The following is a 13,501-nucleotide window of genomic DNA, read 5'->3' on the forward strand; positions in this document are numbered from 1 at the left end:
TGCCGGGCCCGCCGTTAGGCTTTCCGGCGGGCCGAATCAGTATCCGCGGGTTGCTCCGACCCGCGTTCCGTAGAAATGGGAGGTTTCCACTAAACGGCAGCTGTTGATGATCAGGTGGTGAAATCGAACGAACCTTACTTAGCAGCCTTGACAGCCTTAACAGCGTCGATCATCATGGGAACAACCTTGAACAGGTCGCCGCAGATGCCGTAGTCGGCTACGTCGAAGATCGGAGCGCCGTCGTTCTTGTTCACAGCAACGATGCACTCAGAATCCTGCATGCCGGCCTTGTGCTGGATCGCACCGGAAATGCCCAGCGCCACATACAGCTTCGGATGTACGGTCTTGCCCGTCTGACCAACCTGATGGTCGGCCGACAGCCAGCCCGAGTCGATCGCCGCACGGCTGCCGCCCACTACGCCGCCGAACTGGTCCGCCAGCTCGTGCGCCAGAGCGATGCCCTTATCGATATCCTTGGAGATACCGCGGCCTACGGATACGACTACCTCGGCGCCGGTCAGGTCGACCAGTTCCTTGGCTTCCTTGACAACTTCCAGTACCTTGGTCTGGATGTCCGCGTCGGATACCGCTACGTTCAGCTTCTCTACCTGTACGGCGGCAGCCTTTGCTTCATCGTACTCGCCGCGCTTCCAGCACGCCCGGGCGTACCGTTGCCATCTGCGGGCGGAAACGCGGGCAGATGATCGTCGCCATCAGGTGGCCGCCGAATGCCGGACGGGTCATCTTCAGGTTGCGGTCCGCGCGGTCAAGCGCGTCGATCTGCTCTACCGGAAGCGTGGAGGCTTCCTTCAGGAATGCCGCGTACTTCTCTACGTCCACATCGAGGTGGGTGCAGTCTGCCGTCAGGCCGGTGTGCAGGCGGGCTGCGCAGCGCGGGCCGAGGTCGCGGCCGATGTTGGTCGCCGCGATCAGCATGATCTCCGGCTTCTTGTCCATTACAACGTCGCAAATGACCTTCGCAAAGCCGCCGGTCGTGTATACGCCTAGCTTCTCATCGGTGCAGACATAGACCTTGTCGGCGCCGTACGCGCCCAGTTCCTTCTCCATGCCGGCTACTTCCTCTTCGGAGCCGATCAGCAGACCGCAGAGCTCTACGCCCATATCGTCCGCCAGCTTACGGCCCTCGGAGATCAGCTCAAGCACCGTCGGCTGCAATTTGCCCTGACGCTGCTCACAGAATACCCATACGCCGTGGAAATCGGCGATGTTGGTGTTATTGAAATCAGCCATTTTCGTTTCTCCTTTCAATTAAAGAATGTGCTTCTTCAGAAGCTCGCCGACCAATTCGTCGCAGGTGGACTTGTCGGCGCCTTCAAGCATACGGCCCTGACCCTTCTGGGGAGGCGTAAAGGACTTGAAGATGTTGGTGGGAGAACCCTTCAGGCCGATGGTCGCGAGGTCGATCAGCGGATCGTCCTTGAGCGCGTTAAAGTCGTAAACGTCGATCGGCTTGTCGTAGCAGCTCATGATGCCCTTGATGGACATGTAGCGGGGCACGTTCAGCTCCTTGATGCAGGTCAGCAGGCAGGGGGCGGAGGTCTGGATGGTCATGTAGCCGTCTTCCAGCATGCGCTTAACGGTAACGGTAGAGCCCTCCATCTTGATGTCCGCCGCGTAAGAGATCTGCGGGATGCCGAGCTTTTCAGCGATCTGCGAACCGACCTGAGCGGTATCGCCGTCGATCGCCTGACGGCCGCAGAATACGACGTCGTCGTCCTCAAGGCCGAGCTTCTTGATCGCGGCAGCCAGAATCTGGCTGGTCGCGAAGGTGTCGGAACCGCCGAACTCGCGGGCGGAAACCAGAATGCCTTCATCCGCGCCCATAGCAAGCAGCTCACGCAGCATGCCCTGTGCCGGAGGGGGGCCCATGGTGATGACGACGACCTTGCAGCCGGTCTCATCCTTGAGCTTCCAGAGCAGCCTCGATGGCGTTCTTGTCATCGGGGTTGATAATGGTAGCCATAGAAGCACGGTTCAGGGTGCCGTCCGGGTTGACGGCGACCTTACCGGAGGTATCCGGAACCTGCTTTACACAAACAATCGCTTTCATGTTTCGCTTTCCTCCTATTCTTACTTGCCGAGAATGTTGCCGGAGATAACGACGCGCTGGATCTCGCTCGTGCCTTCGTAGATCTCGGTGATCTTGGCGTCGCGCATCATGCGCTCAACCGGGTAATCCTTGGTATAGCCGTAGCCGCCGTGCATCTGAACAGCCTGCGTGGTGATCTTCATGCAGGTCTCGGACGCAAACAGCTTGGCCGTAGCGGCTTCGAGCGTGAAGCGCGCGCCGGAGGTCTTGACAGCCGCGGCCTTGTAGGTCAGCAGGCGGGCAGCCTCGATGGCAACGTGCATATCGGCGAAGACGAACTGGGTGTTCTGGAACTTAGCGATCGGACGGCCGAACTGCTCACGGGTCTTGGTGAAGGCCATAGCCTCTTCCATAGCGCCCTCCGCAATGCCGAGCGACTGCGCGGCGATGCCGATACGGCCGCCGTCGAGCGTCTGCATAGCGATAGCAAAGCCCTTGCCCTCGCGGCCGAGCAGGTTCTCCTTGGGCACGATGCAGTCGGTGAAGACGATCTCAGCCGTGGGCGAACCGTGCAGGCCGAGCTTTTCCTCGTGCTTGCCGACGGAGAAGCCCGGGAAGGAGCTTTCTACGATGAAAGCGGAGATGCCCTTGGTGCCCTTGGACTTGTCGGTCATGGCAAATACAACAAACACTTCGGCAACATAGCCGTTGGTGATGAAGATCTTGGAACCGTTCAGAACATAGTGGTCACCGTCAAGCTCGGCAACGCAGGTGCCCTTGGCAGCGTCGGAGCCGGCGTCCGGCTCGGTCAGCGCGAAAGCGCCCACCTTGTGGCCTTCGGTCAGCATGCGCAGGTACTTCTGCTTCTGCTCCTCGGTGCCATGCTGCATGATCGGGCCGCAGCACAGGCCGTTGTGGGTGGCCAGGATATCGCCCGTGGAAGCGCACTGCTTGGAAAGCTCCTCAATGGCAATGGCAGAGCAGGTATCGTCCGCGCCGGCGCCGCCGTACTGCTCGGGAACGATCATGCCCATTACGCCGAGATCAAACAGCTTCTCGATATTTTCGCGGGGATACTCGCAGGTTTTATCGGTTTCTGCAGCGATGGGCTTAACTTCGTTTTCGGTGAAGTCGTGCATCATCTGCCGGACCAACTCCTGCTCACGGGTCAGTTGGAAATCCATGTTCAAGTCTCCTTTTGGTAAGTAGTATATTTGCCGATGCCGGCCGTGGCCGACTTTCCGCCGTTTTAAAATTCCTGCCGCTCGGCAGAAAGCCGGACGGCGGGCGTACATCAAAATACTTCCCAGATGCGCGGACAAGGTCGGAAAAGCGCAAAAGGGTGCCATCAAATTGAAAAAATGGCACTTTCATGGGAAGCGATTGGTGTGAATGTGGTTTCGTTCGCGTAATATTTTGAATACATTCGTGTTAACTCTTGCTTTATTCGTACTTCAATATACCACACCCATACGCATTCGTCAATTATCAAAATCACTGTATTTCCCCAATAAATTTCGTAAAAATCGTGTTTTTTTTGTCGATATGCCAACGTAAAGTACTTGATCTGATATTATAACTAAATATGGGAAAGGAAATTTAGAAGATTTGCTTATGTTGCTGTGCCACGCGCCATCCAGTTTGCCTGTCTTGATCCGCAATGGACGGGAGCGGCTTACGCATACGGAAGCCACAGTTTGCGAGCAAAAACAATCCCGGCCTCTCCGCCGCAGGAGAAGCCGGGTCAAAGTGTGCGTGACATATTTGCTTGCTATTTGCAGGGAGCCTGAAGCTGCTTTGCCAGTCCGCCGCTCATATAGCTGGACATATCGATGGCCAACCTTTTGCATATCGGCGCGGTATTGAAAAAGGCCGCGTAATTTTTCGCGTGCATACTGGCTGCGATCGTATCCAGCAAATCGCATTCGTGATTGATCATGGCGGTCCATTCCGTCGCCTGCCAATAGGAATTTAACCGGCATAAAAGCGTGGCGATTTTTTGTCCATTTTCTTTCCACTGCTGTTTCAGCATATTTGTCTGGCTACCGCCCTGCATGACGCAGTCCACGTAGGAAACGAACAGCCGGTTGTTGTTTGCCATTGCCGACACCAGCGCTTTTCCTTCGCCTGATGGATAAAAGCTGGAGATGATCGTGTCATACGTTCTGCCCATGCTCATCAGCTTTTCCTTAGCGCCTGCTTTAAGCGGCGTATTGAAAGCCGCATTATTCAAATAAATCAGTTGCCAAAACAAATTTTCCGTTGCAAAGTTGCCGATTGCCATATAGATTCTCATATCATCTTGATTGATCATGCATATCCCTCCATGTCATTTTATGTGACAAAAATGGATAAGTTCTGTATATTATATAGCCCGGTCAGCAGGACTTAAGGAAGGATGGGTTAGCATTGGTTGTCCCTGCAAAATAAAAAAACAAGCGATTTCCGAAGAAATCGCTTGTTTTCACAGCCAAAAATGGTACGCCAGAAGGGATTCGAACCCCCGACCTTTTGGTTCGTAGCCAAACACTCTATCCAGCTGAGCTACTGGCGCGTTTGCAGTTTTGACTGCCTGAATATAATACCATATTTATGGGGACGTGTCAAATGTTTTTGTATTTTTTCTAAAAAAGATTTTTCCACTGATATTTTGAGGCGCGCGAATGGGGCAAAGCCGGCAAAGTTGCACGGCAATATTTTTTTCATTATAACGCGTTCTTGAGCGCAAGGTCAACAGCTGTATGACCGGTTTACACATAAGGTTGTGAAAAGTGCGAAAATATGATAATATGAGAAGCATATTCCGGCTTTTTGTTGGGGGATTTCAAAATTATGACAGATAAGAAACAGGGAAAAACGGGCGGCGCAATAAAGCCGCTTTGGCTTGCCGCCTCGTTTTTTCTGATGGCAGTGTGGTGCGAAGCCGCGTTTCGGTTGACGCTGGGCGCGTGGGGCAGCGCGGGCACGCTGCTTGCGGTGTTGTTCGCACCGGCGCTGGCGCTGGCGATAAGCGGCGCGGCGGCGCTGCTGCCCGCGCGCGGGGCGCGCATGCTTACCGTGGCCGCGGCTGCGGGGCTTTGGTTCTTTTACATATCGCAGGCGGTGTACTTTCGGGTATTTCAGACCTGCTACCCGCTCTATTCGCTGCTGAACGGCGGGCAGGTGCTTGGTTTCTGGCGGCAGATTCTGCACGCTTTCGCCGAGCGCTGGTGGCAAACCTTGCTGATCAGCCTGCCGCTGATCGTGCTGCTGTGCTTGCTGCAAAACCGCGCGTTCAGCGCGCGATCGCCGCGTATGGGGGTGGCGCTGCTGTTCGGCGCGTTTTTGTGGCACAGCCTTGCGCTATCCGCCGTGCCCGCCTTTGGCACAGGCGCGGCCACGCCGTACGACGCTTACTATAACGGCGGCAGCATGCGGGCGGGCGCGGAAAAGCTGGGGCTTTGGAACGCGTTCCGGCTGGACGCGGAGCGCACGCTGTTCGGCTTTCCGCGCGGCACAAGCCTGCTGGACGCCATACCGGAGGAGGAGACAGAGCAACCGCGGCCGGAGGAACAGCCCCGGACGGCGTACGGGGACAATGTGCTGCCGATCGATTTTGCGGCGCTGAACGAGACCGAGACCGACCCCGGGGTGCGGGAGCTGAACGGCTTTTTTGCATCGCGCGAGCCGACGCGGCAAAATGAGATGACCGGCGTCTACGAAGGGTATAACCTTATCTTTTTAACGGCGGAGGGCTTTTCTCCCTACGCGGTAGACCAAAACCTGACGCCGACCCTGTATAAAATGGTGCATCAGGGCGTCACGTTCACCAATTTCTATAACCCCATCTGGGGCGTGTCCACGATCGATGGGGAATATGTCAACTGTCTGGGGCTGGTGCCCAAGGCGGGCGTTTGGAGCCTGTATCAGTCGCGTGAGAATGCGCTGCCGTTTGCGCTGGGCAATCAATTCAGAGCCCTTGGCTACCAGACGAACGCCTACCATAATCACACCTTTGATTACTATCGCCGCGAGGTGTCGCACCCCAATTTGGGCTATACCTACAAGGGCTTAGGCAGCGGCGTGCGCGTGACCGAGGAATGGCCGGAATCCGACCTTGAGATGATGCAAACCACCCTGCCGGAATACTTGCGGAACGCGCCGTTTCATATCTACTATATGACGGTGAGCGGTCACATGGAATACAATTTCTATGGGAACGTGCAGGCGGCAAAGCATCGGGATAAGGTGCAAGGCCTGCCCTATTCGGACGCGTGCAAGGCGTATGTGGCCTGCCATATCGAGCTTGACCGGGCGATGGAATACCTGCTGGAGCAGCTCGAAGCGGCGGGAATCGCGGACAAGACCGTGATCGCCATGGCGCCCGACCACTACCCCTACGGCCTGACAAACGAGCAGATCAGCGAATTTTTGGGTCACGCAGTCGATCCAACGTTCGAGCTTTACAAAAGCACGTTCATTTTGTACCAGCCGGGCATGGAGCCGCGCACAGTCGATAAGCTCTGTTGGAGCGCGGATATTTTGCCGACGCTGAGCAACCTATTCGGCCTGCCGTACGATTCGCGGCTGCTGACCGGACGAGATATTTTTTCCGATGCGCCGCCCTTCCTCCTGTTTGAGGACCGCAGCTTTATGACCGACCGCGTGCGCTTCAACGCGTCGACCGGCGAAGCACAGTGGGCTGAGGGGCAAACGCCGGACGAGGCTTATCTGGAACGGATGAAGCAAGCGGTCTCTGCTGAATTCACGGCGGCCGCGCGTATCATCGAGACCGATTATTACCGGCATGTCCTGCCCAACGGCGCACAAAGCGCATCACAAATGAAATAGCCCAAACGGCGCGGCCCATATCGGGCCGCGCCGTTATTTCGATTGTGGAGATTGTGTGACGGTGTGTGAAGATTTGGTGACCAGCCCCAAAAATAGAAAAAACATGGCCGCATGAAAGAGTGAACGGCAAAACACGCATACAGGGAGGAAGTCACCATGAGTGCCTATCAGGACGTTTTTAAACGCTACGAGAAAAAATATGTCGTCACCCAACGCCAGTACGACCGGCTGGCGCAAGCGCTCGCCCCGCGCATGGCGCGCGATCGGTTCGCGGAATCGACCATCGGCAACATTTATTACGACACGCCGGATTTCCAGCTGATCCGCCGCTCGCTTGACCGGCCCGCGTATAAGGAAAAGCTGCGCCTGCGCACCTACCAAACGCCGGACGCCGGTACAGAAGCTTTTGTGGAGATCAAAAAGAAATACGACCACGTGGTTTACAAGCGGCGGATCGCCATGCGGTATGACGAGGCGCTGGATTATCTGGCCGGCGCGCCCGCGCCGGAGGACAGCCAGATATCCCGCGAGATCGACTGGTTCCGCACGTTTTACGCAGGTCTGAGACCGGCCATGTGTATTTGCTACGACCGGCTGGCGCTGTTTGACCGGTATCAGCCTGAGCTGCGCGTCACCTTTGATTCATGCATCCGATGGCGCACGGACGCGCTCGATCTGGCCGCCGGGCCGGATGGCGAGCAGCTGCTTGCGCCGGACACCTGCCTGATGGAGATCAAAATACCCGAAGCCACGCCGCTGTGGCTGGCGCGCGCGCTTTCCGAAGCAGGCATTTTTTCTTGCAGCTTTTCCAAATACGGCAGCGCCTATCAGACCATGCTGCTCGACCGGTCCGAAGAGAAACGGGGTGTTTTCTGTGCTTGACGCTTTGTTTGGTTCTATTCTCACGGCGGGCATCACGCCGCAGAGCTTTTTTATTTGTATGGCGGTGTCGCTGTTTCTCGGCGCGCTGGTCGCCGCCGTGTATATGTTCAAAAATACCTATACACAGTCCATGGCCATCACGCTGGCGCTGCTGCCGGTCTTGGTACAGTCCATTATTTTGCTGGTGAACGGTAATCTGGGCGCGGGCGTGGCGGTGGCGGGCGCGTTCAGTCTGGTGCGTTTCCGCTCGGCGGCGGGTACGGCGCGCGATATCACCTGTATTTTTCTGGCCATGACGCTGGGGCTTGCCACCGGCATGGGATATATCGGCATCGCGGCGGCAACGGGCCTTGCGGTTTGCTTGCTGCTGACTGTCTACTCGGCGCTGTCGTTTGGCAAAAAGCCCGAGGAGCAAAAGGAGCTGAAAATCACCATCCCGGAAAATCTGGATTACACCGGCCTGTTCGACGATCTGTTTGATACCTACACCCGCGCGGCCGAGCTGGTATCCGTGCGCACGACCGGTATGGGCAGCCTTTACAACCTGCATTATCATATCACGCTGCGCTCGGCGGAGATCGAAAAAGAGATGCTCGACGCGATCCGCTGCCGCAACGGCAATCTGGACATCATTTGCGGCAAGGTGCCGCAGGTACGGGAGACCCTGTAATAATGGGTCATACGGAAAGGAGAGACAGCATGAAACGGTTATTATCCGCGCTGCTGGCGGCGTGCTTGGCGGCGTGCTTGCTGCCGGCGGTCGCCTGCGCGGCCACGGACAGCTATACCGAAAAAAACGCGACGCTGATCGCGTTTACGAACAAGGGGGCCACGGGCACGGGCCTATACAGCGGCTACGAGATCGACGGCGCCGCCGTGTCCATTACAGAGGCGGGCACCTATGTGTTTTCCGGCGCGTGCGCGGACGGCAGTATTACCGTCAAGAAAGCGGTAAAGGACGTTACGCTGGTGCTCGGCGGGCTTGACCTGACCTCTGAAAGCACCGCGGCGATCACGCTGAATAAGGACAGCGCGGCGACGGTGCTCGCCGCGGCGGGAACGGATAACACACTGGCCGATTCGGCCGCGACAAACGAGGAAAAGGCCGCGATCAAGGTGAAAAGCGGCGCGAGCCTCATGCTTTCCGGCACGGGTACGCTGCACGTGGCGGGCAATTTCAAAAACGGCGTTAAGGGCGCGGCGGAGTCCGCGATCACGGTAGACGAGCTGACGCTTGATATCGAAGCGTCGGACGACGGACTTTCGTGTGACGACGCGCTGACCATACGCGGCGGCAATCTCACGATCACGGCGGGCGGCGACGCGATCAAGGCTTCGCCCGATACGACCGACGAGACCGCGCCCGATACGGTCTCCAAAGGCGACATCACGATCACCGGCGGCACGCTGCGGCTGACCGCGACCGGCGACGGCGTGCAGGCGGACGGCAGCCTGACGATCACCGGCGGCGCGTTTGATGTGACCACGAACGGTGGGCACCAAACGACGCTCTCGGATACGGACGGCTCGTGTAAGGGCTTTAAGGCGGCGGGCGCGCTCTCGCTCACCGGCGGCGTCTTTACGGTGGATACGGCGGACGACGCTTTTCACTCGAACGACGTGCTCTATGTTACGGGCGGGAGCTATACCATCACAACCGGCGACGATGCGTTCCACGCGGATAACACGCTGGCGATCGGAACCGAGGGTTCGTCGTCCACGGCGACGCCTCATATCGATATTGCGGCTTGCTACGAAGGGCTGGAAGGCGCTAAGATCTATTTATACAGCGGTAATATCGACTTGACCGCGGCGGATGACGGCGTGAACGCCGCGAACGGCGACTATGGCCGCGTCCAGAACGCGTTTGCGCTCTACATCCTCGGCGGCGAGCTTACGATCGACGCGGGCGGCGACGGGCTGGATTCCAACGGCGATATCGTGATGACAGGCGGCACGGTGGAGGTGTTCGGCGCGGCGAGCGGCGGCGACGGCGCGCTCGATTACGACGGCGCGTTTACCCAGACGGGCGGTACGCTGCTCGCCGTCGGCATGAGCCAGATGGCGCAGGCGCCGACCGCTTCGGCGGGCACGCAGGATTATGTGGCCTTTGGCCAGCTCAGCCAAATGGGCGGCGGTATGGGCGGACACGGCGGCATGGGAGGCGGCCAAAGGCCGGAAAACAGTACGCCGGGAGGCGGCACCCCGCCGTCCGGCGAGAATGGAGCGCGCCCCAGCCCACCTACGGAGGGCGCGCCAATGGACGACGAGACCGGTACACGCCCGGAAAAAGGCCGGATGGGCACGCGGCCGGAGAGCGGTTTGGGCGACGCAGGTGAGGCGGCCGCCAGCGCCCTTGGTATCGCAAAGGGAAGCGCGCTGGTGATCAAAAACAGCGCGGGAGAGACGCTATACAACACCGAAGCGAGAAAAACAGCGGAAAGCGTGGTGTTCAGTTCACCGGCGGTAGCGGGCGGCGAGACCTATACGCTGGTGGTCGACGGCGCGGAGGCCGCTTCCGCGGAAGCGACGGAGGCGACCGGAACGGGCGATGCGGACACCTCGTTTTCCCTCAGCGAAGCCGGGTTTGACGAGACTGGAAACGACGACGCTGCGGCCGCTCAGCCGGTGCGTGACTGGCTGGGCGCTGCCGTGCGGTATGCGGCGTCCTCCGGGCTCATGAACAGCGCGATCTGGCAGTGGCTTGCGGCGCTCTTCTAATTTCTTCATCGATCGAACCCGGTTTTTACACAGTCTCGACACAGCCGCTTTGTATAATGAACCCATCAGAAGAAGAGGGGAGGCGGCTGCTACATGCAGATCAGCCAGCAAGCGGTGCGCGCAAAGCAGGATCAGCCGTTTTTAGAGCGGTTCATCCAGTCGCAGGAGCCGTTCATCCTGCGCGCGGCTTCCAAATACGCGGGCCGCGCGGTCACGCGCAGCGACGATGAGTTTTCCGTCGCCATGCTGGCCTTTTACGAGGCGGTTCGCGGATACGACGCGGAAAGCGGCTCGTTCGGCTCGTTTGCGTATTTGGTGGTCGGGCGGCGGCTGACCGATTATTACCGCGCCGCGCGCCGGTTCGATCCCGAGGTGTCGCTCGCCCCGCAGACCTTTGACGGCGATGTGGACGCGGCCTGCGCGGACGCGGCCGTACAGTTTGCCGTGGCGGAAAAGCTGGCCGAGCCCGGCCCGGCCAGCGCGGCGGACGAGATCGAAGCGGCGGATGCGCTGTTTGGCGAATACGGCTTTTCCTTTTATGATCTCGCCGATTGCTCACCCCGCGCGGATAAAACAAGGAAGGGCTGCGCACGCGCCATCGCCGCGCTGCTGCGCACGGCCGTATTGTTTGCCGAACTGCAAAACACGCATAGCCTGCCGATCAAGGCGCTCGCGGCCGCGAGCGGCGTTCCTAAAAAACTGATCGAGCGGCACCGGCGCTATATCATCGCCGCCGCGTTGCTGCTGGACGGCGACTATCCCATGCTTTCGGAATATTTACAGACCATACGAAGGGAGGCCGGCTTATGCGGGCGGTGATCGTAGAGACGCGCGGCGGGCGCGCGGCCGCGCTTGGATTGGACGGCGTGGTCTACCTGATCGACGCGAAAGGCCGGTCGGTGGGGCAGCACGTCAGCATAGGCGCGCGCCGCGGCCGAAAATGGAAGAAACCGCTGACTTGGGCGGCCTGCGTAGCCGTGCTGTGCGCAATGGCGACGACCGGCGTATACGCCGCCTACGAGCCGTACGCCTATGTCGGTATCGACGCGGATTCTTCGATCGAATACACACTCAACCGTTTCGATCAGGTGCTGGACGTACGCGCGGGTGACGATGCCTCCGACGCGTTGGCGGACGAGCTTGCGCGCGAGGTAAAACGGTTCACCCATATTGATACCGCGCTCGATCATACGGTCGAAACGCTGTATGAGGACGGTTATCTGCGCGGCACGGACGACGACCTGATGCGGATATCGGTCTCCGCCAAAGGGAAAGACAAAGCGGGCGTGTTGAAGGAGCACATAGGCGAGCGCATGAGCGGCGAGCGGCGCGACGGCAAGCGCCGTCCACCGGCAGAGATCGTTCCGGTCAGCCATGAGGAGCGCCGCCGCGCGCCTAAACCGGCGGAATAAAACAGACGAAAGCACGGCGGCGCACTGGTTTACAGTGCGGCTGCCGTGCTTTCTATGAGTTAGGATGAAAAATGAGGCGTATTGTATGCGCTCAAGCCGCGTTTTCCGCGCAAGCGCCGCATGACGGGCGGCGGGCGCATCCCTGTTGCGTCCGGTCGTCAAGAGGGGTATAATGAAACAAAACCGACCGGCGGCCCGCTATGCGCCGATCAAGTATTCGAGCACTCGCCGCGCGTCGGTAAGATTCGAGAAATTCAGTTCGATCTCCGGCGTGTCCTTGCAGCAGCAGAAGTTTTGGAACAAGGCAAGCGTATCGGGTTGACGCTGGAGATCGAGCGAGCGCCCGCCGTCTAAAACCATGTAGACCGGGGAAGTACAGTGCGTAATGATGTCGGTGAGACGATCAAGCCGTCTGGTTTTATAAATTTTCATTTCCGGCGCCTCCTTGCTTGGTTTGTCATCGTACCTTTATCATACGCCGCCGGGGCGCGGAATGACAGACAGGAGCCGACAGGGAATGGCATGTTTCGGACAAAATACGCTGGTTTGGAAACGGAGCGGCATGCGGCTTTTTTACATGCCGGCGGCCGTGAGACGGCGCGAGGCATGCGTCTGGGTGGTAGCATCCGGCGGAAAAATGGCAAAATAACGACTGGTCAGGGGGCTGCCTATGGAACCGATCAAACGTCTGGATATTGACGAGCATAAGCGCGAGCTGTTGGAACAGCGGCAGCCGAGCGTGCCCTATCATGTGCACGAGGACCGGCTCGACCTTTTTTTCAACCACGAGATCCCGTGGCATTGGCACACGCTGTTTGAATTTTCCTATATTTTAGAAGGCGAGATAGAGTACCACTGGTCCGAAGGCATGCATACCGTTCGCGCCGGTCAGGCGCTTTTTATCAACAGCAACACCATGCATCGAATCCAGCCGGCCGGCGGGCAGGACTGCTGCCGGCTGCGCACCATTCTGTTTGACCAGCATTTTCTGTCCGGCGCGTATAACAGCACGCTGGAGCAAAAGTACTTTCTGCCTATTTTGCAGTGCGCGGACATACAGGTCTATCCGATCTTGTCCGATCAGGAAGCGGGCGCCTTGATGGTGGCGGCGCTGCTCAGGGCGATGGCGAGCGACGGCGCCAAGCAGCCGGGGTTTGAATTTCAGGTGCAGCGGCATTTGGCGGACCTATGGATGATGCTGTTTGAGCAAACGCGTGGGCTGCGCGAGCAAAGCCTTCCCAAAAACGACGTTAACGTCGAGCGGCTCAAGGAAATGATCACATATATCAGAACGCATTTCGCGGAGGAGCTCTCGCTGGCCGATATCGCCGCGGCGGCCAAGATCGGAGAGCGGGAATGCCTGCGCTGCTTCCGCAAAACCCTGTCGATCAGCCCGGTGGCCTATCTGAACCAATACCGCGTCCATATGGCCGCGCAGGCGTTGGTACAGACAAGCAAAACCGTGCTGGCCGTGAGCGAGGAATGCGGTTTCAGCTCGAACAGCTATTTTACCAAGGTGTTTCGGAAGATCATGCACTGTACGCCAAAGGAATTCCAGCAGCGGGGCGGCACGGGCTGAATACAAAAAGGGGCAGGGACGTTCAAA

Annotated in this window: 10 protein-coding genes, 1 tRNA gene and 2 pseudogenes; 7 read left to right on the plus strand and 6 right to left on the minus strand. The window is 58.4% G+C overall.

What is annotated here, in order from left to right; genetic code table 11:
* Positions 1 to 134 precede the first annotated feature (134 nt).
* The 5 genes and pseudogenes from acrA to RWV98_RS02575 form a co-directional block, all read right to left on the minus strand.
* Positions 135 to 1,251 (minus strand): annotated as a pseudogene (gene acrA / locus RWV98_RS02555) (acryloyl-CoA reductase electron transfer subunit beta).
* Between the two features lie 18 nt (positions 1,252 to 1,269).
* Positions 1,270 to 2,071: pseudogene (gene acrB, locus RWV98_RS02560) on the minus strand (acryloyl-CoA reductase electron transfer subunit gamma).
* 20 nt (positions 2,072 to 2,091) lie between these two features.
* The gene (locus tag RWV98_RS02565; RefSeq protein ID WP_317863566.1) at positions 2,092 to 3,234 is read right to left on the minus strand and encodes an acyl-CoA dehydrogenase; all 1,143 of its coding nucleotides are present in this window, start codon (positions 3,232 to 3,234) and stop codon (positions 2,092 to 2,094) included.
* Positions 3,235 to 3,821: 587 nt separating this feature from the next.
* Entirely contained in the window at positions 3,822 to 4,364 is a 543-nt protein-coding gene (locus tag RWV98_RS02570; RefSeq protein ID WP_317863568.1) for a hypothetical protein, read from the minus strand.
* A 163-nt stretch (positions 4,365 to 4,527) separates the two neighbouring features.
* Positions 4,528 to 4,604 (minus strand) — tRNA-Arg (locus tag RWV98_RS02575).
* 278 nt (positions 4,605 to 4,882) lie between these two features.
* Here RWV98_RS02575 and RWV98_RS02580 point away from each other — a divergent pair.
* The 6 genes from RWV98_RS02580 to RWV98_RS02605 all read left to right on the plus strand — a co-directional run bounded on the left by RWV98_RS02580 (position 4,883) and on the right by RWV98_RS02605 (position 11,895).
* Entirely contained in the window at positions 4,883 to 6,880 is a 1,998-nt protein-coding gene (locus RWV98_RS02580) for an LTA synthase family protein (protein WP_317863570.1), read from the plus strand.
* Positions 6,881 to 7,036: 156 nt separating this feature from the next.
* Positions 7,037 to 7,762 (plus strand): polyphosphate polymerase domain-containing protein, encoded by a 726-nt coding sequence (locus RWV98_RS02585; RefSeq protein ID WP_317863572.1) that lies wholly within the window; start codon positions 7,037 to 7,039, stop codon positions 7,760 to 7,762.
* Positions 7,755 to 8,432: a DUF4956 domain-containing protein gene (locus RWV98_RS02590; RefSeq protein WP_442872116.1), complete on the plus strand. Its 678-nt coding sequence runs from the start codon at positions 7,755 to 7,757 to the stop codon at positions 8,430 to 8,432. The genes RWV98_RS02585 and RWV98_RS02590 overlap by 8 nt, the downstream gene beginning before the upstream one ends.
* A 29-nt stretch (positions 8,433 to 8,461) precedes the next feature.
* A complete protein-coding gene (locus RWV98_RS02595; protein WP_317863574.1) occupies positions 8,462 to 10,483 on the plus strand; it encodes a carbohydrate-binding domain-containing protein in 2,022 nt (673 codons plus the stop codon).
* A gap of 93 nt (positions 10,484 to 10,576) precedes the next feature.
* Positions 10,577 to 11,302 (plus strand): sigma-70 family RNA polymerase sigma factor, encoded by a 726-nt coding sequence (locus RWV98_RS02600; RefSeq protein ID WP_280963062.1) that lies wholly within the window; start codon positions 10,577 to 10,579, stop codon positions 11,300 to 11,302.
* A complete protein-coding gene (locus RWV98_RS02605) occupies positions 11,290 to 11,895 on the plus strand; it encodes an anti-sigma-I factor RsgI family protein (RefSeq protein WP_280963063.1) in 606 nt (201 codons plus the stop codon). The genes RWV98_RS02600 and RWV98_RS02605 overlap by 13 nt, the downstream gene beginning before the upstream one ends.
* A gap of 198 nt (positions 11,896 to 12,093) precedes the next feature.
* Here the strand turns inward: RWV98_RS02605 and RWV98_RS02610 are convergent, their stop codons facing one another.
* Complete coding sequence (locus RWV98_RS02610; RefSeq protein ID WP_280963064.1) at positions 12,094 to 12,327, minus strand: hypothetical protein; 234 nt, start codon at positions 12,325 to 12,327, stop codon at positions 12,094 to 12,096.
* A 238-nt stretch (positions 12,328 to 12,565) separates the two neighbouring features.
* Here RWV98_RS02610 and RWV98_RS02615 point away from each other — a divergent pair, with 238 nt between their 5' ends.
* Positions 12,566 to 13,474, plus strand: coding sequence for a helix-turn-helix transcriptional regulator (locus RWV98_RS02615; protein WP_317863576.1), 909 nt, complete (start codon positions 12,566 to 12,568; stop codon positions 13,472 to 13,474).
* Positions 13,475 to 13,501: the final 27 nt, after the last annotated feature.

The organism is Agathobaculum sp. NTUH-O15-33, assembly GCF_033193315.1.
In the GTDB taxonomy this organism is placed as follows: Bacteria; Bacillota; Clostridia; order Oscillospirales; family Butyricicoccaceae; genus Agathobaculum; species Agathobaculum faecihominis_A.

Excerpts from the sequence above, each read along its gene's own strand:
- RWV98_RS02595 (WP_317863574.1), top strand. The coding sequence starts at position 8,462 with ATGAAACGGTTATTATCCGCGCTGCTGGCGGCGTGCTTGGCGGCGTGC.
- RWV98_RS02585 (WP_317863572.1), top strand. The coding sequence starts at position 7,037 with ATGAGTGCCTATCAGGACGTTTTTAAACGCTACGAGAAAAAATATGTC.
- RWV98_RS02570 (WP_317863568.1), bottom strand. The coding sequence starts at position 4,364 with ATGATCAATCAAGATGATATGAGAATCTATATGGCAATCGGCAACTTT.
- RWV98_RS02565 (WP_317863566.1), bottom strand. The coding sequence starts at position 3,234 with ATGGATTTCCAACTGACCCGTGAGCAGGAGTTGGTCCGGCAGATGATG.
- RWV98_RS02605 (WP_280963063.1), top strand. The coding sequence starts at position 11,290 with ATGCGGGCGGTGATCGTAGAGACGCGCGGCGGGCGCGCGGCCGCGCTT.
- RWV98_RS02615 (WP_317863576.1), top strand. The coding sequence starts at position 12,566 with ATGGAACCGATCAAACGTCTGGATATTGACGAGCATAAGCGCGAGCTG.
- RWV98_RS02600 (WP_280963062.1), top strand. The coding sequence starts at position 10,577 with ATGCAGATCAGCCAGCAAGCGGTGCGCGCAAAGCAGGATCAGCCGTTT.
- RWV98_RS02580 (WP_317863570.1), top strand. The coding sequence starts at position 4,883 with ATGACAGATAAGAAACAGGGAAAAACGGGCGGCGCAATAAAGCCGCTT.
- RWV98_RS02610 (WP_280963064.1), bottom strand. The coding sequence starts at position 12,327 with ATGAAAATTTATAAAACCAGACGGCTTGATCGTCTCACCGACATCATT.